Origin of the sequence: Sphingomonas lacusdianchii, assembly GCF_022664395.1 — a bacterium.
Taxonomy (GTDB): domain Bacteria; phylum Pseudomonadota; class Alphaproteobacteria; order Sphingomonadales; family Sphingomonadaceae; genus Sphingomonas; species Sphingomonas lacusdianchii.
In genome coordinates this window covers 400,580-419,912 of sequence record NZ_JAKRET010000001.1, presented here as the reverse complement: position 1 = coordinate 419,912, position 19,333 = coordinate 400,580, and the positions used below count along the sequence as shown (strand labels likewise).

18 protein-coding genes and 2 tRNA genes are annotated in these 19,333 nt (G+C 67.4%); 14 read left to right on the top strand and 6 right to left on the bottom strand.

What is annotated here, in order from left to right:
* Window positions 1-16: 16 nt before the first annotated feature.
* On the bottom strand, window positions 17-814 hold the full coding sequence (locus tag MF607_RS01950; RefSeq protein ID WP_242115710.1) for a DODA-type extradiol aromatic ring-opening family dioxygenase: 798 nt from the start codon (window positions 812-814) through the stop codon (window positions 17-19).
* Window positions 815-928: 114 nt separating this feature from the next.
* On the opposite strand from MF607_RS01950, the gene MF607_RS01945 reads away from it, so the two are divergent.
* The 10 genes from MF607_RS01945 to MF607_RS01900 all read left to right on the top strand — a co-directional run bounded on the left by MF607_RS01945 (window position 929) and on the right by MF607_RS01900 (window position 12,384).
* Window positions 929-1,471: a (2Fe-2S)-binding protein gene (locus tag MF607_RS01945; protein ID WP_242115709.1), complete on the top strand. Its 543-nt coding sequence runs from the start codon at window positions 929-931 to the stop codon at window positions 1,469-1,471.
* 110 nt (window positions 1,472-1,581) lie between these two features.
* Window positions 1,582-2,559, top strand: coding sequence for an RcnB family protein (locus MF607_RS01940; protein WP_242115708.1), 978 nt, complete (start codon window positions 1,582-1,584; stop codon window positions 2,557-2,559).
* A gap of 101 nt (window positions 2,560-2,660) precedes the next feature.
* Window positions 2,661-3,437 (top strand): enoyl-CoA hydratase-related protein, encoded by a 777-nt coding sequence (locus tag MF607_RS01935; protein ID WP_242115707.1) that lies wholly within the window; start codon window positions 2,661-2,663, stop codon window positions 3,435-3,437.
* A gap of 48 nt (window positions 3,438-3,485) precedes the next feature.
* Window positions 3,486-5,615: a methylmalonyl-CoA mutase gene (gene scpA, locus MF607_RS01930; RefSeq protein WP_242115706.1), complete on the top strand. Its 2,130-nt coding sequence runs from the start codon at window positions 3,486-3,488 to the stop codon at window positions 5,613-5,615.
* Window positions 5,616-5,617: 2 nt separating this feature from the next.
* On the top strand, window positions 5,618-6,739 hold the full coding sequence (gene bioB, locus MF607_RS01925; protein WP_242115705.1) for a biotin synthase BioB: 1,122 nt from the start codon (window positions 5,618-5,620) through the stop codon (window positions 6,737-6,739).
* Window positions 6,740-6,772: 33 nt separating this feature from the next.
* Window positions 6,773-8,890, top strand: coding sequence for an acetyl-CoA carboxylase biotin carboxylase subunit (locus MF607_RS01920; RefSeq protein ID WP_242115704.1), 2,118 nt, complete (start codon window positions 6,773-6,775; stop codon window positions 8,888-8,890).
* A gap of 34 nt (window positions 8,891-8,924) precedes the next feature.
* Complete coding sequence (locus MF607_RS01915) at window positions 8,925-10,490, top strand: alpha-amylase family glycosyl hydrolase (RefSeq protein WP_242115703.1); 1,566 nt, start codon at window positions 8,925-8,927, stop codon at window positions 10,488-10,490.
* Window positions 10,490-11,500, top strand: coding sequence for a glycosyltransferase family 4 protein (locus tag MF607_RS01910; RefSeq protein WP_242115702.1), 1,011 nt, complete (start codon window positions 10,490-10,492; stop codon window positions 11,498-11,500). Before MF607_RS01915 ends, MF607_RS01910 begins: the two co-directional genes overlap by 1 nt.
* 54 nt (window positions 11,501-11,554) lie before the next feature.
* Window positions 11,555-11,848, top strand: coding sequence for a plasmid stabilization protein (locus MF607_RS01905; protein ID WP_242115701.1), 294 nt, complete (start codon window positions 11,555-11,557; stop codon window positions 11,846-11,848).
* The gene (locus MF607_RS01900) at window positions 11,845-12,384 is read left to right on the top strand and encodes a CinA family protein (RefSeq protein ID WP_242115700.1); all 540 of its coding nucleotides are present in this window, start codon (window positions 11,845-11,847) and stop codon (window positions 12,382-12,384) included. Before MF607_RS01905 ends, MF607_RS01900 begins: the two co-directional genes overlap by 4 nt.
* Here the strand turns inward: MF607_RS01900 and MF607_RS01895 are convergent.
* The 3 genes from MF607_RS01895 to MF607_RS01885 are packed head-to-tail and all read right to left on the bottom strand — an operon-like array spanning window position 12,348 to window position 15,339.
* Complete coding sequence (locus tag MF607_RS01895) at window positions 12,348-13,595, bottom strand: adenosylmethionine--8-amino-7-oxononanoate transaminase (RefSeq protein ID WP_242115699.1); 1,248 nt, start codon at window positions 13,593-13,595, stop codon at window positions 12,348-12,350. The two genes, MF607_RS01900 and MF607_RS01895, sit on opposite strands and share 37 nt — an antisense overlap.
* Entirely contained in the window at window positions 13,592-14,221 is a 630-nt protein-coding gene (gene bioD, locus MF607_RS01890) for a dethiobiotin synthase (protein ID WP_431311888.1), read from the bottom strand. The genes MF607_RS01895 and bioD overlap by 4 nt, the downstream gene beginning before the upstream one ends.
* Window positions 14,212-15,339 (bottom strand): 8-amino-7-oxononanoate synthase, encoded by a 1,128-nt coding sequence (locus MF607_RS01885; RefSeq protein ID WP_242115918.1) that lies wholly within the window; start codon window positions 15,337-15,339, stop codon window positions 14,212-14,214. The genes bioD and MF607_RS01885 overlap by 10 nt, the downstream gene beginning before the upstream one ends.
* Before the next feature lie 163 nt (window positions 15,340-15,502).
* On the opposite strand from MF607_RS01885, the gene MF607_RS01880 reads away from it, so the two are divergent.
* From MF607_RS01880 to MF607_RS01865, 4 genes are all read left to right on the top strand, one after another.
* Window positions 15,503-16,756, top strand: coding sequence for an AI-2E family transporter (locus MF607_RS01880; protein ID WP_242115697.1), 1,254 nt, complete (start codon window positions 15,503-15,505; stop codon window positions 16,754-16,756).
* A gap of 21 nt (window positions 16,757-16,777) precedes the next feature.
* Window positions 16,778-16,854 (top strand) — tRNA-Asp (locus MF607_RS01875).
* Window positions 16,855-17,047: 193 nt separating this feature from the next.
* On the top strand, window positions 17,048-18,274 hold the full coding sequence (locus MF607_RS01870; RefSeq protein ID WP_242115696.1) for a carbohydrate porin: 1,227 nt from the start codon (window positions 17,048-17,050) through the stop codon (window positions 18,272-18,274).
* A 79-nt stretch (window positions 18,275-18,353) separates the two neighbouring features.
* Window positions 18,354-18,430: transfer RNA gene (locus tag MF607_RS01865), tRNA-Asp, on the top strand.
* A gap of 20 nt (window positions 18,431-18,450) precedes the next feature.
* On the opposite strand, the gene MF607_RS01860 is transcribed toward MF607_RS01865, so the two are convergent.
* Entirely contained in the window at window positions 18,451-18,666 is a 216-nt protein-coding gene (locus tag MF607_RS01860) for a DUF2842 domain-containing protein (RefSeq protein ID WP_242115695.1), read from the bottom strand.
* Window positions 18,663-19,217, bottom strand: a complete 555-nt coding sequence (locus MF607_RS01855; RefSeq protein ID WP_242115694.1) for a 5-formyltetrahydrofolate cyclo-ligase — start codon at window positions 19,215-19,217, stop codon at window positions 18,663-18,665. Before MF607_RS01855 ends, MF607_RS01860 begins: the two co-directional genes overlap by 4 nt.
* Window positions 19,218-19,333 lie beyond the last annotated feature (116 nt).

Below are 19,333 nucleotides of genomic sequence, written 5' to 3'. Positions count from 1 at the left end.
GCGCAACATTCTTGCGTCACCCGAAGCGATAGCCCGACACGACCCAGCCCATCACCGTATCGCGATAGTCGCAGATCGCGGGCCCGTCGCCGCCCGCTCCCAGCGCGACCATCAGCGGCAGCAGATGCTCCGCCTCGGGATGCGCGAAACGGGCATGGGGCAGGTGCTCCCAACCGGCGACCCGTGCCGCCCGCCGCGCCGGATCGGGATCGGTCACCGCCGCGGTCAGCGCCCGGTCCCATGCATCGGCAACCGGCGTGACCGATGGGCCGCGGGCGCGCAGGTTGTGAAAACTCATGCTCGACCCGACGATCAACACCCCTTCGTCGCGCAACGGGGCCAGCGCCCGTCCCATCGCGATATGCGCCGCCGGATCGAGCGACCGGTCGAGCGACAATTGCGCCAATGGAATATCGGCCCCCGGCACCGCGACCATCATCGGAATGAACACGCCGTGATCCCATCCGCGCTGTGCCTCCTCCGCCGTCGCGAAGCCCGCCGCCTGCAACAGCCCCGCCGCCCGTCGCGCGACGTCCGGAGCACCGGCAGCATCCCAGCGCAGGCGATAGGTGTGTTCGGGAAAGCCGTAATAATCGAACAGCAACACGGGCCGCTCGCCGACATGGACGGTCGGCACCGGCGCCTCCCAATGGCCGGAGATCATCAGGATCGCGCGCGGCCGTTCGGGCAGCGACGCGATCACTTTGGCAAGATAGGCCTGCATCGGACGCCACATCGGATCCGGCGCCTCGCCGGGATGCAGGAAGAAACAGGGGCCGCCGCCATGCGGCACGAATAGCGATGGTAAGGTCATGGCGAAAACATTGCCCCGCCCGGACAGACCGACAAGATCGCGGAATGAAACGACCCGTTTCCCGATCCATGGGGGTTGGCGCGGGCGCACGATCCTTCCTACAAGGCCGACGCCATGACCCGGTTCACCGTCAACAACCTGCCGCAGGAATACCGGCTCGACCCCGAAACGCCGCTGCTGTGGGCGCTGCGCGACGTGTCGAACCTGACCGGCACCAAATATGGGTGCGGCACCGGGCATTGCGGGGCCTGCACCGTCGATATCGACGGGCGCGCGCTAAAGTCCTGCCAAGTCACGATCGGCGGCATCGAGGGAACGTTCGTCACCACGATCGAGGGGCTGGCCCGCGACCGCAGCCACCCGGTCCAGGCCGCGTTCCTCGCGGCGCAGGTCGTGCAATGCGGTTACTGTATTCCCGGCTTCGTCATGGCGACTGCCGCGCTGCTGCGCGCGAACCGCGATCCGGACGAAGCGACGATCGCGGCGGCGCTCACCAATTTGTGTCGCTGCGGCATCTATCCCCGGCTGATCGATGCGGTGCGACAGGCGGCCGCCGCCGCGCGCGGCGACGCGACCCTCGCACCCCCGCCGCAGCCCGGGATCGACCCTGCCGAAGCGGCACGCGAAACGCCCGCACTGACCCCTCAGACGCCATAGCCGTCAATTCTTTCAATCGGCTGTCATCGCCATTCAGCCACGGTTGATCGCACTTGTCCTATGCCGGCATCATCGAAGCCGGCGACATCCGGCGGTGGAGGGAAGCCGAGATGAAGAACCGTTTCCTGCTGGCGTTGCTGAGCGTGACCGCCTTGGTCCCGAGCGCGGCGATGGCGCAGCCCGAGCGTGAGGGGCGGGGGCCCCGCATGCGCGAGCGGATCGAGCGTTCGCCGGGTGGCGAGACGCCGTCCGCCCGCGCCGAATTCCGCAACGACATTCGCGTAGAAGCACCCGCGCCGCGCCCCGAACAGCGCCGCGAATCGCCCCGCTTCGAACCGCGCGGCGACCGGCCCGATCGCGGTCCCGGCTTCGAACGGCGCGATCCGCCGCGCGACGGACAGGGGCAGATCGATCGCGACGTACTGCGCGGTCAGTGGCAACAGGGCCAACGCGAACAGCGCGAGGATCGCGGCTGGCGGCGCGCGCCGCAGCCGGGCCAGCCCGATCGTGGCTGGCAGCGTCCGCCCAAGTCCGACATGGCCGACCGTTTCGAACGCCGCGACCCGCCGCGTGACGCGCAGGGCCAGATCGATCGCGAGGCGCTGCGCCGCGAATGGCCGCGTCGCGACGGTCGCGGTGTGCAGGAACGCGATCGCCGCGAACAGTGGCGGCGCGAACAGCTCCGCCGCGACCAGTGGGATGGCAATGGCTGGGCGCAGCGCGACCGCGACTGGAATCGCGATGGCCGGGATCGTGGCGGCTGGGGCAATAACGGCCAATGGGATCGCGGCTGGCGGCGCGACGACCGCTATGACTGGAACCGCTACCGCGAACGCAACCGCAGTCTCTACCGTCTGCCGCGCTATTATGCGCCACAGGGCTGGGGCTATGGCTATCGTCGCTTCGGCGTCGGCGTCCGGTTGAATTCGTTCCTGTTCGGGTCGAACTACTGGATCAACGATCCCTTCTATTATCGCCTGCCCGAGGCGTGGGGACCGTATCGCTGGGTGCGCTATTACAACGACGCGCTGCTCGTTGATATCCGCTCGGGGCAGGTCGTCGACGTCGAATACGACATCTTCTGGTAAGTGGTCCGTGGCGGGGGTGTCCCCCGCCACGGTTCGTTTGCGCTGGCAATCGCCGTTACCTTTCCGCAGAACCGTATCAAATGATACGGGAGAGCGATTCGATGGCAGGCGATATCCGGGCGAAGCGCGATGGCGACGTGCTGCGCATCACGCTCGACCGGCCCGAGCGGCTGAACGCCGCCCCGCCGGCGATGTTCGATGCGATCCGCGATGCGCTGTCCAATCTAGGCGACGCGCGTGCGGTGCTGCTGACCGGCGAAGGGCGCGCCTTCTGCTCGGGCGCGGACGTTGCGGCGGTGCAGGCCGCCGGTGACGCACCCGCCGCGACCCATCATGCGCTGATCGATCATTACAATCCCTGTCTGCAGGCGATCGCGGACCTGCCGGTACCGATCGTCAGCGCGGTACGCGGTGCGGCGGCTGGCATCGGTTGCAGCCTTGCGCTCGCCGCCGATTTCTGCGTCGCGTCCGACGACGCCTATTTCCTGCAGGCCTTCGTCAATATCGGCCTCGTTCCCGATGGCGGCGCCAGTTGGATGCTGCCGCGCCTGATCGGCCGGGCGCGGGCGGCGCGGATGATGCTGCTCGGCGAGCGTGTGCCCGCCGCGACCGCGCTCGACTGGGGCATGATCCACACGGTGGTCGCCGCCGATGCGCTCGACGACGAAGCGACGGCGCTTGCCCGCCGGCTGGCGGCAGGGCCGACCGTCGCGCTCGGCCTGACCCGGCGCAACCTTAGTTACGCGCTCGACCACGACTATCCGGCGGCGATGGTCCGCGAGGCGGAGGCGCAGCGCAGCGCCGCCGCCAGCGCCGACGCCCGCGAAGGCACCGCCGCCTTCCTCGCCAAACGCACTCCCCGGTTCGAAGGGCGCTGACATGACCGACCTCGACTTGTCCCCCCACCGGGCGCTAGGGAAGCACGAATGACCGGCCCGACGATCGAAGACTGGCAGAAGCTCGCCGCGCGTGAGGTGAAGGACGCCGACCTCACCTGGCACACGCCGGAAGGGATCGCGGTCAAGCCGCTCTACACCGCCGCCGACGCGTCCGATCCCGGGCTGCCCGGTTTCGCGCCGTTCACCCGCGGGGTGAAGGCGTCGATGTATGCCGGCCGGCCATGGACCATCCGTCAATATGCCGGCTTCTCGACTGCCGAGGAATCGAACGCCTTCTACCGCCGCAACCTTGCCGCCGGGCAGAAGGGGCTGTCGGTCGCCTTCGACCTTGCGACCCATCGCGGTTACGACAGCGACCATCCGCGCGTGGCGGGGGATGTGGGCAAGGCCGGGGTCGCGATCGACACGATCGACGACATGAAGATCCTGTTCGACGGCATCCCGCTCGACACCATGTCGGTCAGCATGACGATGAACGGCGCGGTGCTGCCCTGCCTCGCCTTCTACATCGTCGCGGCGGAGGAGCAGGGGGTAGGCCCGGAGAAGCTGTCGGGCACGATCCAGAACGACATTCTCAAGGAGTTCATGGTCCGCAACACGTATATCTATCCCCCCGAGCCATCGATGCGGATCGTGTCGGACATTATCGCCTATACCGCCGAGCACATGCCGCGCTTCAACAGCATATCGATCAGCGGCTATCACATGCACGAAGCCGGGGCGACCGCGGTGCAGGAACTGGCGTTCACGCTGGCCGACGGCATGGCCTATGTCCGTGCGGCACTGGCGCGCGGGCTGGATATCGACGCGTTCGCCGGGCGGCTCTCCTTCTTCTTCGGCATCGGCATGAACTTCTTCATGGAGATCGCCAAGCTGCGCGCCGCACGCACCCTGTGGAGCCGGATCATCGCCGATTTCGGCGGCAGCGCCCGCAGCCAGATGCTGCGCACCCATTGCCAGACCAGCGGCGTGTCGCTGACCGAACAGGACCCGTATAACAACGTCATCCGCACTACCGTGGAGGCGATGGCCGCAACCTTCGGCGGGACCCAGTCGCTGCACACCAACTCGCTGGACGAGGCCGTCGCGCTCCCAACCGACTTCTCCGCCCGCATCGCCCGTAATACGCAGCTGATATTGCAGGAAGAGACCGGCATGACCCATGTCGTCGATCCGCTGGGCGGCAGCTATTATGTCGAGGCGCTGACCAGGGAACTGGCGGACAAGGCATGGGCCCTGATCGAGCAGGTCGAGGCGGCGGGCGGCATGATCGATGCCGTGAACAAGGGACTGCCAAAGGAGCATATCGAACGCGCCGCCGCCGCCCGCCAGGCCCGCGTCGACCGTGCCGAGGACGTGATCGTTGGCGTCAACAAATACCGGCTGGCCGAGGAAACGCCGATCGACATCCTGTCGATCGACAACGCCAAGGTCCGCGCCGACCAGATCCGCCGCATCGAACAGGTCCGCGCGACCCGCGACGAAGCCGCGACGCAGGCGGCACTCGGTGCGCTGCGCGACGGGGCGGCGGGCGATGCCAACCTGCTCGCGCTGTGCGTCGCGGCTGCCCGGGCGCGGGCGACGCTCGGCGAAATGTCGGCGGCGATGGAGGTCGCCTTCGGCCGCCATGCCGTGTCGGTCACGCCGGTAAAGGGCATTTACGGCCCGGCGCACGCCGATGATGATGGCTGGGTGCGGGCAGGCGAGGGGGTCGTTGCGGTCGAGCGGCGGCTGGGCCGAAAGCCTCGCATCCTCGTCGCCAAGATGGGGCAGGACGGTCACGACCGCGGCGCCAATGTCGTCGCCAGCGCCTTTGCCGATCTGGGGTTCGAGGTCGTGTCCGGCCCGCTGTTCCAGACGCCGCAGGAAACCGCCGATCTGGCGATTGCGGAAGCGGTCGACGTCGTCGGCGCCTCCAGCCTCGCAGCGGGGCACAATACGCTGATCCCCGAACTGATCGCGCGCTTGGCGGCGGCGGGTCGCGCCGATATCCGTGTCATCGCCGGCGGGGTCATCCCGCCACAGGATTATGCGCTGCTCCGCGAAGCCGGGGTGGCGGCGATTTTCGGACCGGGCACCAATCTGGTCCATGCAGCGGCGGAGGTGCTGAAACTGCTCGGCCACAACCTCCCGCCGGTCGGAGAAACTGTCGAATGAATGTGATGACTGCCGCTCAATCCGAAACCACCCGTACCCCGGCGAAGGCCGGGGTTCAGTTGGGCGACGTTGCGGCTCCTTCGAACCCGGTCGTTACTGGACGCCGGCCCGCGCCGGGGTACGACGGTGCTGCGGTACGTACCGACTGGACCCGCGCGGAAATTTCCGACCTCTTCGACCTGCCGTTCGACGAACTGATGTTCCGCGCCCAGACCGTCCACCGGGCGCATCATGCGGTCGGGCAGGTCCAGCTCTGCACGCTGCTGTCGATCAAGACCGGCGGCTGCCCGGAGGATTGTGGCTATTGCTCGCAATCGACCAGCGCCGACACGCAGCTGAAGGCCGAAAAGCTGATGGACGTCGACGCCGTCCTCGCCAGCGCGGCGGAGGCCAAGGCCGCGGGTTCGCAGCGTTTCTGCATGGGCGCGGCATGGCGCAACCCCAAGGACCGCGACATGGACAAGATCGTGGCGATGGTCGAGGGCGTGCGCGACATGGGCATGGAAACCTGCATGACGCTCGGCATGCTGACGCCGGATCAGGCGCAGCGGCTGGGGCAGGCGGGCCTCGATTACTACAACCACAATATCGACACCTCGCCCGAAAACTATGCCAACGTCATCACCACCCGGACGTTCGACGACCGGCTCGACACGCTGGCGCATGTGCGTGAGGCGGGAATCAACGTCTGCTGCGGCGGCATCGTCGGCATGGGCGAGACCCGCGCCGATCGCGTCGGCTTCGTCCATGCCCTCGCCACCCTGCCGCGCCATCCCGAAAGCGTGCCGGTCAATGCGCTGGTCCCGGTCAAGGGCACGGTACTTGGCAACATGCTCGCCGACACGCCGCTTGCCAAGCTCGACGATATCGAATTCGTCCGCACCGTCGCCGTTGCCCGCATCACCATGCCGATGAGCATGGTCCGCCTGTCGGCGGGTCGCGAGAGCATGTCGGATGCGACGCAGGCGCTGTGCTTCATGGCCGGTGCCAATTCGATCTTCACCGGCGACCGGCTGCTGACCACGGGCAATGCCGGCGACGACGCCGACGCGGCGCTGCTGGCCAAACTGGGCATGACGCCGATGGTCGCCGAGGAACCGATGCGCAAGGCGTCATGCTGCTGACCCTGTAAAAACAGGGCGGATTAGGAGAGCGATTTGTTCAAGAAGATTTTGGTCGCGAACCGGGGCGAGATTGCCTGCCGCGTGATGCGCACCGCGAAGCGGATGGGGATTGCCACGGTCGCGGTCTATTCCGATGCCGATGCACGCGCCCCGCACGTGATGATGGCAGATGAGAGCGTGCGGCTGGGGCCGGCGCCCGCCGCGCAAAGCTATCTCCTTCCCGAACGGATCCTCGCCGCTGCCAAGGCGACCGGCGCGGACTGTATCCATCCCGGCTACGGCTTCCTGTCGGAACGCGAAAGCTTCGCCCGCGCCTGTGCCGACGCGGGCATCACCTTCGTCGGCCCCCCGCCGAACGCCATCGCGGCGATGGGTGACAAGATCGAATCGAAGAAGCTGGCGCAAGCCGCCGGCGTCAATGCCGTCCCCGGCTTTCTGGGCGAGATCGCCGATACCGAGCAGGCGGTCCGCATCGCCACCGACATCGGCTATCCGGTGATGATGAAGGCGTCGGCCGGTGGCGGCGGCAAGGGCATGCGCCTCGCCTGGAGCGAGCAGGACGTCCGAGAAGGCTTCGAGGCGACCAAGCGCGAAGGGCTGGCCAGCTTCGGCGACGACCGCGTCTTCATCGAAAAGTTCATCGAAAGCCCGCGCCATATCGAAATCCAGGTGCTGGGCGACCAGCATGGCAACATCGTCTATCTCGGCGAGCGCGAATGCTCGATCCAGCGCCGCCACCAGAAGGTCGTCGAGGAAGCGCCGTCGCCCTTCGTCACGCCCGCGATGCGCAAGGCGATGGGCGAACAGGCGGTCGCACTGGCGCGTGCGGTCGGCTATTATTCGGCGGGCACCGTCGAACTGATCGTCTCCGGCGCGGATACGACGGGCGAAAGCTTCTACTTCCTCGAAATGAACACCCGGCTGCAGGTCGAGCATCCGGTGACCGAGGAAATCACCGGCCTCGATCTGGTCGAACAGATGCTCCGTGTCGCGGCGGGCGAACCGCTCACCTTTACGCAGGATGAGGTGAAGCTGACCGGCTGGGCGATCGAAAACCGCGTCTATGCCGAAGACCCCTATCGCGGCTTCCTGCCCAGTACCGGGCGCCTCACCCGCTACAATCCTCCCCGGCACGGGGAGGGGGACCGCGCCGCACCGCGGCGGGGTGGAGGGGGTGCTCCACAAACGATACCGCCAGAGGAAGCCCCCCTCCACCAGCCTGCGGCTGGTCCCCCTCCCCGTGCCGGGGAGGAGCTTCCCCGCACCCGCGTCGACGACGGCGTCGTCGAGGGGGGCGGGGTCAGCATGTTCTACGACCCGATGATCGCGAAGCTGATCACCTGGGCACCGACCCGCGAAGCCGCGATCGATGCGCAGGTCGCCGCACTCGACCGGTTCGAACTGGCCGGGGTCGGCAACAATATCGACTTCCTCTCGGCGATCATGCAGCACCCCCGCTTCCGCGCAGGGGCGCTGACCACCGGCTTCATCGCCGAGGAATATCCCGAGGGTTTCCACGGCGCCCCCGCCGACGAAGCGCTGCTCCGTAAGCTGGCCGCGATCGCGGTCGTCGCCGACATCGAACAGACGCACCGGGCGAGTTCGATCAACGGGCAGCTCGGCACGCGCCTGTATCCGTCGACCCGCCGCATCGTCATCGCCGGCGATCATCGCTACGACATCTGTGTCGATGGCTATGAAGGCGGATTGCTGGTCAACATCGATGACGCCGCCCCGCTCGACGTCGTCCTGCACTGGCGCCCTTCGCAACAGGTCGTGACCGCGCGTATCGACGGCGAGGAACTGACTGCCCGCATCGCCCGCACCATCGGCGGCTGGAAGCTGACGACGCGCGGCGCGACCCACACCCTCCGCGTCCTGCCGCCGCATGTCGCCGCGCTGACCCGGCACATGCTCGCCAAGGTCCCGCCCGACCTTTCGCGCTTCCTGCTCTGCCCGATGCCCGGCCTGCTGACCCGCGTCGAGGTGGCCGAAGGCCAGCGCGTCGAGGCCGGACAGCCGCTGGCGGTGGTGGAGGCGATGAAGATGGAAAACATCCTGCGCGCCGAACGTCCCGGCACCGTCGCCCGCATCGCCCATGCACCGGGTGACAGCCTTGCGGTCGATGCCGTCATCATGGAGTTCGAATAAGGGAACGTTTTGCCCGCTGGCGGCTTGTCCGCGGGTGATCGTTACTCCTCCGCAACCATGGTGGCACGCCGCCACCATCTACCAGATCTATCCCCGGTCCTTCGCCGACAGCGACGGCGACGGGATCGGCGACCTGCGCGGCATCGCCGACCGGCTCGACCATCTGGTGGCGCTGGGCGTCGACGCGTTGTGGATCTCGCCGATCTTCCCGTCGCCCATGGCCGATTTTGGCTATGACGTCGCCGACTATACCGGCATCGACCCGCGCTTCGGCACGCTCGCCGATTTCGACGCGTTGCTGGCAAAGGCGCATGGGTTGGGCCTGCGCGTGCTGCTGGATTTCGTGCCCAACCACAGCTCCGACCAGCATCGCTGGTTCGTCGAAAGCCGGTCGTCGCGCGACAATCCGAAGCGCGACTGGTATATCTGGCGCGATCCGGCGCCGGGTGGCGGGCCGCCCAACAACTGGATCAGCGACTTCGGCGGCCCGGCATGGACCTTCGATCCAGCCACCGGCCAATATTATTCGCGCGCCTTCCTGCCGCAGCAGCCCGACCTCAATTGGCGCAACCCCGATCTGCGCGCGGCGATGCTCGACGCGATGCGTTTCTGGTTCGAACGCGGCGTCGACGGCTTTCGGATCGACGTGCTCTGGCACATGGTCAAGCACGTCGATTTCCCCGACAATCCGCCCAACCCAGACTTTCGCGAGGGCATGGGCGAGATGCACCGCGTCCTCCAGCTGCATTCGACCGACCAGCCCGAGGTCCATGCCATCGCCGCCGACATGCGTGAACTGGCCGATCGCTATGACGCGGTACTGGTCGGCGAAATCTATCTGCCGGTGCCCAGGCTGATGACCTATTACGGGTCGGTTGACGCGCCCGAAGTCCACCTGCCCTTCAACTTCCAGCTGATCGAAGCCGGCTGGAACGCCGCCGAACTCGCCGACCGCATCACCGACTATGAGGCGGCGCTGCCGACAGGCGGCTGGCCCAACTGGGTGCTCGGCAACCACGACCGCCCGCGCATCGCGACCCGCGTCGGTGCCGCACAAGCGAGGGTCGCTGCGGTGCTGCTGCTCACATTGCGTGGTACCCCGACCTTGTATCAGGGCGACGAACTGGGCCTGCCCGATGCGCAGGTTCCCGCCGACAAGGTGCAGGACCCGCGCGAACTGCGCGAGCCGGGGCTGGGGCTCGGTCGCGATCCGGTGCGTACGCCGCTGCCATGGACCGGGGAGGGCGGCTTTACCAGCGGTGCGCCATGGCTACCGATCGACCCGGCGCATCTGCCACTGAACGTCGCGGCGCAGGCCGATGATCCGCACTCGATGCTGACCCTGTACCGCCGCCTGCTGGCCCTGCGCCGTGCGACCCCCGCACTGGCCACGGGCGCCATCCACGACGTCCGTGCCGAGGGCGACGTGCTGACCTATGTCCGCAACGACGGCACCGATCGCTACCGGATCGTGCTCAACCTTGGTCACCAGCCCGCCGCAATCGCCTTCGAACCCGGCACGGTCCTGCTGTCGACGCACGACACCGCGACCGCCGCCACCCTTCGCCCCGACGAAGCCCTGATCCTGAAAGTCGACTGATGCGCATCGCCATGCTCGCCCCCATCGCGTGGCGCACGCCACCGCGCCATTACGGCCCGTGGGAACTGGTCACCAGCCTGTTGACAGAGGCGCTGGTCGCGTGCGGACTCGACGTTACCCTGTTCGCGACGCTCGACAGCCAGACGTCGGGCACGCTCGCCGGGGTCGTGCCCGCGCCCTATAGCGAAGACCCGTCGATCGATGCGAAGGTGTGGGAGTTCGCGCATCTCGCCCATGTCTTCGAACGGGCCGGCGAGTTCGACCTGATCCACAACCAGGCCGATTTTCCCGCCCATGCCTTTTCGGGGCTGGTCGACACGCCGATGGTCACGACGATCCACGGCTTTTCCTCCGACCGCATCCTGCCGATGTACGCGCCCTATCAGGACCGGGTACACTATGTCGCGATCAGCGATGCCGACCGGCACTCGTCGCTGCGCTATGCCGCGACGATCCATCACGGCATCCCGCTTGCCGACTTTCCCTTCGATCCGACCGGCAGCAACGACCTCCTCTTCTTCGGCCGCATGCATCCCGACAAGGGCGCGGCGGATGCGGTCGCGGCGGGACAGGCCAGCGGTCGCCGACTGCACATGGCCGGCATCGTCCAGGATGAACGTTATTGGCGCGAACAGGTCGAACCGCATATCGATGGTGAGCAGATCGTCTATCACGGCGCGGTCGGCGGCACGGCGCGCACCGACCTGTTGGGCGGTGCCCGCGCGCTCCTGCACCTGATCGGCTTCGACGAACCCTTCGGCCTGTCGGTTGTCGAGGCGATGGCCTGCGGCACCCCGGTAATCGCCTATAACCGCGGATCGATGCCCGAATTGATCGAGGACGGCGTCAACGGCTTCCTCGTCGACAATCTCGATCAGGCCATCGCCGCGATCGACCGGATCGGGGAGATCGATCGCGCCGCCTGTCGCGCGCGCGTTGCCGAACGTTTCTCGGTCGAGGCGATGGCCGAACGCTATCATGCGTTATACACTTCGATCCTCGGCGGCTGAAACCACGCCAAGTCGTTGAGAGTTGATCCTTTCGTAAAGCGAGAGGAACCTGTCATGCCGCGCGGCGACAAGAGCAGCTATACGACCAAGCAGAAGCGCAAGGCCGAGCATATCGAGCAAGGCTATGAAGAACGCGGGCTGTCGGAGAAGGAAGCCGAACGCCGGGCCTGGGCGACGGTGAACAAGGATTCGGGCGGCGGCAACAAATCCGGCTCGGGTCGCGGCAAGCCCGACAGCCACGGATCGTCGCGCCGCGGCGGCCGTGCCGCTGCCGACCGGCCGGCGACCGACCGCTCCGCCGCTGCGAAAAAGGGTTGGGAAACCCGCCGAAAGAACGCCGCGAAATGACCGAGACGCTGTCCCCCGTCCTGCCCGACCACATCGATCGCGTCGCCGCCGACGTACTGGAAGCCGCGTGCAAGGCCGACCTCTCGCTTGCCACAGCCGAAAGCTGCACCGGCGGCATGCTCGCCGCGCTGCTGACCGATGTCGAGGGCGCGTCGCATGCCTTCGACCGTGGCTTCGTCGTCTATAGCGAAAAGGCGAAGTGCGAGCTGCTCGGCGTCGAGCGCAAGATGCTCGACGATTGCGGCGCGGTCAGCCGCGACGTCGCGCTCGCCATGGCGCGCGGCGCGCTGCGCGGGTCGGACGCCGATATCGCACTGTCGGTGACCGGCTTTGCCGGGGCAGGGGCGCCGGGCGACGAAGCCGGGTTGGTCCATTTCGGATGCGCCGTGCGCGACGGACCGGAAACGACTCGCGAATGCCATTTCGGCGATATCGGTCGCGGCGCGGTCCGCATCGCCGCGCTCGAACAGGGGCTGTCGATGATGACCGCCGCGATCGATCAGGCGTCGTCGCACGCCGCGCCGAGCGCCGCATAGATCGCGTCGAGATCGACATCGTCGATGCAATAGGGCGGCATGACATACAGCGTCGACCCGAGCGGCCGGAGCAACAGTCCCATCTCACGAAACCGCGCCAGCAATTTCGGCGCGCGGTCGGATAGATAGCCTTCGTCGCCGTCCAGTTCGAACGCCGCGATCGTGCCCAGTTGGCGGGCATCGGCGACGCGGGGATGGTCCGCGAGCGTCGCCAGCCGCTCCGCCTGTCGGGCCGCCAGCGACGCGATCCGTTCCCCGACCGGCTCCTCGCGCCAGATCGCCAGATTGGCATTGGCGGCGGCACAGGCGATCGGGTTGGCGGTGTAGCTCGACGAATGAAAGAACATCGTCGCCCGGTCCGGTCCGTAATGCGCCTGATAGATCGCCTCGGTCGCCATCGTTACCGCCAGCGGGATCGCCCCGCCGGTCAGTCCTTTCGACAGGCACATCAGGTCGGGCACCACCCCGGCCTGCTCGCACGCGGTCAGCGTGCCCGTGCGGCCCCAGCCGGTCATCACTTCATCGGCAATGAACAATACGCCGTAAGCTGAACAGATACGCTGCATTTCGGTGAGAACGGCCGGCGGATATATGCGCATTCCGCCTGCCCCCAGCACCAGCGGCTCGACGATGAACGCCGCCGCGCCAGCCGCGCACGCCGCCGCCAGCGCATCGAACGTCGTCTGTTCCTGCCCGGCATCGGGGAAGGGGATCGATCCGACATCGAACAGCAGCGGGGCATAGGCCTGGTTGAACACGCCCCGCGCCCCGACCGACATCGCCCCGATCGTATCGCCATGATAGCCGTGATCGAGCACGAGGATGCGGTGCCGATCCTCGCCCCGGTTGCGCCAATATCCGAGCGCCATCTTCAGCGCGACCTCGACGCTGGTCGAACCCGAATCGGAGAAGAACACGCGGGTCAGCGCATCCGGCAGCATCGCGCACAGCCCCGCTGCCAGTGCCTCCGCCGGTTCGTGCGTGTATCCGGCGAAGATGATCTGGTCGAGCCGCCCCGCCTGTTCGGCGATGGCGGTGGTGATGCGCGGATGATTGTGGCCGTGCGTCGTCACCCACCACGACGAAATCGCATCGACGATCCGCCGCCCGTCCGCCGTCCACAGCGCCGCCCCGTCGCCGCGTACGATTTGCGGGATCGGCTCCTGCAAGCCGTGCTGGGTGAAGGGGTGCCAGACGGGCGACGAACTCACCGAAAATCCTCCAGATCGAAATGGGTGGCGAACGCCTCGGCCAGCGTCGCCGGGTCGAGCGTTTCGAGCCGGGGCAGGCGACCCAGGCGCCGGGTATTGCCCAGCCGGACGATCGTATCCTCGCTGTCGGGAACGCTGTCGCCGATAAAGGCGATGCCGATTAACGGCACGCCGCGCGCGCGCAGCGCCTCGATCGACAACAGGCTGTGGTTGATCGTGCCAAGCGCCGTCCGCGCGACCAACACCACGGGCCGCTGCCATCGTGCGAACAGATCGCCGAAGGTCGTCCGCCCGACGATCGGCACCAGCACGCCGCCCGCGCCCTCGACCACCAGCGGTCCCTCGACCTCGGGCAAGGTCAGCCGGTCGAGATCGATCGTCACTCCGTCGATTTCGGCCGCGCGGTGTGGCGAACAGGGGGTGGCCAGCGCATATGCTTCGGGCAGGATACGCTCGGGCGCGATTCCGGCCAGCCGCGCGACGCGCTGGCGGTCGGTGCCGTCATCGGTCCCGGCCTGCACCGGTTTCCAATAGGATGCCCCCAGCGCCCCGGTCAGCGCGGCGGCGAACACGGTCTTGCCGACATCGGTATCGGTCCCGGTAACGACGATCACGTTCACTGCAATTGCTCCAGCCTGTCGGCCAACCCGTCGATCGCTGTTTCGTCGACGTTCAGCGTCACCGAAATGCGCAGCCGCGCGGTACCGGCCGGTACCGTCGGCGGGCGGATGCCCCGCACGTCGAACCCCGCCGCCTGCACCGCCGCCGCCAGCGCCATCGCCCGGCCGTCGTCGCCGACGATCAGCGGCAGGATCTGCGACCCGCTGACCGTCGCGCCGACCCGCCCCAGTCTCTCGCCGGCATGATCGACCAATGCCGCCAGCCGCGCCTGCCGCGCCGGTTCGTCCTGCAACACCCGCAAACCTGTCCGCACCGCCGCCGCCATCACCGGCGAAGGCGCGGTCGAAAAGATGAACCCGCGCGCCCGGTTGACGAGGAAATCGCACACCAGTGCCGGCCCGCACACTAGCGCGCCCTCGCTGCCCAGCGCCTTGCCGCAGGTTCTGAGCGTCACGACGTTCGGCCGCCCCTCATATCCCGCCGCCAGCCCACGTCCGTCCGGTCCGAACACACCGGTCGCATGCGCCTCGTCGATCAGCAGCATCGCCTCGTGCCGATCCGCCACCGCGATCAACTGGTCGAGCGGCGCCTGGTCGCCGTCCATGCTGTACAGGCTCTCGACCGCGATCCACGGCGATCCGGTTCCGCCCTCGCGCCGCCAACGCGCAATCGCATCCTCGATCGCCTGCGGATCATTATGGCCCGCCGCGACCGAAGGTGCCCGGGCCAGCCGCATGCCGTCATGCGCACTGGCATGGATCAGTGCATCATGGACGATGAGGTCGCCCCGCTGCGGCAAGGTAGCGAGGAGCGCCGCATTGGCCGCAAAGCCACTGCCGAACCACAAGGCCGCCTCGCTGCCGAAGAACGCCGCCGCCTCGCGCTCCAGCGCTTCGTGCTCGGCATGATTGCCGCGCAGCAGCCGCGATCCGCCCGATCCGACCGGCACGCCGCGTGCGATCGCATCCGCCACCGCCTCGCGCAGCTGCCGCGATTCGCTCAGCCCCAGATAATCGTTCGACGAAAAGTCCCGGCCCGCGATCGGGAGCAGCCGCCGCCGCCGGTCGATCGCCGACAACCGGTCGAGATCGGTCGCGATCGGGCGCAGCGCGCGCGCGGTCATCCGGTCCTGATCGATCATCCCCGCTCCCCGCCGGCGCCATGCCGGGGCGCTGCCCATATCCGTGACATCATCATGGCGCAAATTGACGCGTCGCGCGTTTAGGGCGGATGCGTCGGTCGTTGCCACCGGTACGGCATGCGACGGTGCAGGGGGGTTAGGGCACATGGCAGAATCGTTCGAAGAATCCACGCGCGTCGATCGGGCCGGCGCGACCGGCACCGCCGCGACGCCACCGTCCGATCCGGTCGATGCCGTCGTCGATGCCCCGACCGAGGAACTGCGCCGCGACCGGTTGTTGGCGGCGCTGACGCTGATCGCGGGGGTCGGGCTGGTACTGGCGCTGCCATTCGCCCTGCAGGCCGGGGCGCGTTTCTTCCTGCCGCTGACCGCCGCGATCGTCATCGCCATCGCGCTCGTGCCGCTGCTCGAATGGCAGGAGCGCCACCGGGTGCCGGCGCCGCTTGCCGCGCTGTTCTGCGTGCTGCTGTTCCTGATCGTCGCCAATGGCGCGCTGGCATCGATCGTCGTGCCGGCATGGGGATGGGCAGCGATCCTGCCCGATCGCATCGACCGGGTGCAGGAAAATGTCGCGCCGTTGATCGACTTCTATGCCAGCCTCGAAAAATTCGTGAACGGCCTGATCGCGAACGTCGCCAGTGCTCCGGCGCGGCAGACGACCAGCAGCGTCGCACCGCCGCAATCGCTGCTCGACGTGGTCACCACCTCGGCCCCCTCGGCCTTGCTGGAGATGTTCTTCGCGATCCTCGTCATCTATTTCTTTCTCGCCGGCTGGACCGACCTGCGCCGCGCCGCGATCACCGGGCGCAGCAGCTTCGGCGGAGCGATGGCGACCGCGCGTGTCATCCAGAACGTCGTCGACGATACCTCGGCCTATCTCGGCACGATCACCTTGATCAACCTGATGCTCGGCGTCATCGTCGCGCTGGCGCTGTGGTATGTCGGCATGCCGACGCCGCTGATGTGGGGCGGCATCGTCGCGCTGCTCAATTATGTGCCCTATCTCGGTCCGATCTTTGCCGCGCTGCTGCTTGCCGTCGGCGGACTGATGACCTTCACCGACATCTGGTGGGCGCTGCTGCCGGCTGCGATCATGATCGGCGCGCATCTGGTGGAAGCGAACGTCATCACCCCGCTCGTCGTCGGTCACCGGCTGACGATCAACCCGCTGATGATCCTGATAACGCTCAGCTTCTGGGGATGGGTCTGGGGCACGCCCGGCGCACTGCTGGCGGTGCCGCTCCTCATCATCATTCAGACGGTGCTGAAGGGCGCCGGCAAACCCGACATCGCCGGGTTCCTGTTCGAACACGGCACGCTGGTGCAGGACGTGCCGCCCGCGCAACGAAATGCGCCAAATGTCGCCGGAGCCGTTGACAGCCCCGGCACCGCTCCGTAAAGGCCGCCTCCTCGCTAGAGAGCGGGTGTAGCTCAGTTGGTTAGAGCGCCGGCCTGTCACGCCGGAGGTCGCGGGTTCGAGCCCCGTCACTCGCGCCATGGCGCATCGTTGGATGCGCCGGGCGCCTTGCCATCACGGCGTTATTTTCCAGATATCTTCGACGGATACGGCACATCGCGCCGAACCATGCTGGTCGATCGGCAGTTTCTTCGCGTCGGTCCCTTCATGATGCCGTCATCGAATCGGCGGGGCATGATGATCGGACGGCAGGGCAGGGCAGGAAGAATGCGCTTGGCGGGGTGGCTGCTGGGGTTGGGTTGCCTGTCCATCTCCGCCGCCCATGCCCAGGTTGCCGCGCCCAGCGTCGAACGCGCCCCGGGCAATGTCGAACCGCCCACTGTCGAACGCAACGATCCGTTACTGGTCCAGCTCGCCTATACCGGAGACCTTCTGACGTCGGTGGCGGGCGGCGCATCCGGCGGCAGTCGGTGGATTCACAATGCCAGTGCCATCGCGACAGCCGATCTCGAACAACTGGCCGGGCTGCGGCGCACCACTGCGCTGGTCCATGGCTTCTACAACAACGGCGCCAGCTTCAGCGGGGACGTCGTCGGCGACGCGCAGGTCGTGTCCAGTATCGAAGCGGGCATGCCGCTGCTGCGCGTGCTGGAGGCATGGGTCGAACATCGCGGCCCGGACGATCGCTGGTCGGCCAAGGCGGGGCTGTACGATATCAACAGCGAATTCGACGCGCTGGAAACCTCGCTGCTGTTCGTCAACAGCGCGTTTGGCATGGGTAGCGATCTGGGTACGAGTGGACGGAACGGCCCATCGACCTTTCCCAGCACCGGACTTGCGGTGCGTGGACAGGTGAAGATCGGTCAGGCGCTGACGCTGCGCGCGGCGGTGGCGGATGGCGTGCCGAACGACCCGGCCTTTCCGCGCCGCCTGAACGTCGGGCTACACAGCGGCGACGGCGCGCTGTTGATCGGGGAGGGCGATGTCGAACTCGGCAATTTACGCCTGCTGGCCGGCGTATGGGGCTATACCGCGCGGATCGACGATCGGTTCGATGTCGGCGTCGCCGCCGCCACGGAGCGCCAGGTTGCGAGCAACGGCGTCTACCTGCGCGGCGAGGCGCAGTTGATCGGTGATCGCGATCGCGGCGTGCGTGCCTTTGTCCGCCTGGGGTCGGCGAGTGGCCGGGCCAACATCTTCGACCGCTTCGTCTCGGGCGGCATCGTCGGCCACGGGCTTCTCCGCGGCCGCCCTGCGGATGACAGCGGCATCGCCATCGCATGGGCCGGGGCGGGCAGCGCCAGTCGCGAACTGGCATTTGCCCGTTTCGGCGAGGCGCCCGAGGCCGAGACCACGATCGAACTTACCCATCGCTTCGCGGTCACCGACTGGCTGGGCGTGCAGCCGCATGCCCAATATGTGCTCGATCCCGGCCTCGATCCGACGCTCGACAATGCGCTGATCTTCGGCGTCCGCCTGACTGCGAACTTCGCCCACTGACCCGGAAAAACCGGTCGCGACCAAATACCCGCTTTACAGCGGCGATTCGCTACCCTACACGCCGCCTCCTCGCTAGAGAGCGGGTGTAGCTCAGTTGGTTAGAGCGCCGGCCTGTCACGCCGGAGGTCGCGGGTTCGAGCCCCGTCACTCGCGCCATTGCTTGCGAAGCGATGGCGCTACCGCCAGTGGCCGGTCTCCATCCACCGCAGCATCGCCCGCATCGGCAGCACCCATAGCCATGCGATTCCGGCGATCAGGTAGAAGCCGAGCTGCAGCAACCAGTGCCAGCCGCCGATCACGCCCGACAGCATTGCGACCCCGATCGCCCAGAGGGTCAGCAGCACGAGGATCGCCAGCACTCCCGCCGGCTTGCGCCATGTCGGTTCGTTCATTCGGCGGCTCCCGGCAAGATCAGTTCGGTTTCGGTGACGATCGCGTCGAGCGGCATGTCCCACGGATCGCGCGGCAGTTCGTCGACCTGCTGCACCGACCAGGCGATACCGATGCGCAGCGCCTCCGGCCATGCGGCAAAGGCGCGATCGTAATGGCCTGCCCCCTGACCCAGTCGGTTGCAGCGCGAATCGAACCCCAGCAACGGCGTCAGGATGATGTCGGGCACGACCGGCGCACTATCGCCCGCCGGTTGTCGCAACCCGAACGGACCTTCGACCATCTGCCCGCCCGGCGCGGTGTGGAACTGGATCGGTGATTCGCGGTCGACGACCACCGGCCATGCGAGCGTCGCCCCGGCATAGACTGCCGCTGCCTCGAAACGGGACGGATCGGCTTCACTGCCGACCGGGACATAGCTGGCGACGATCATCCCTTGCCGCAACGCGTTCAGGAACAGCCCCGGCGGCACCAGCGGCGAACGATCACCCGCAACGAAGCTCCGCCGCAAGCGGCGCAATTCGCTGCGCAGCGCGGGTTTGTCGACCGTCATACGCGAAACATGGGGTGGCGGGACCACCATGGGCCGTTGGCCGCGTTATCCACTGACGCACGGTACGTCAGGTGGGGATCATGTACGTCAGACCAGGATCTGCGCAGGGACAACCC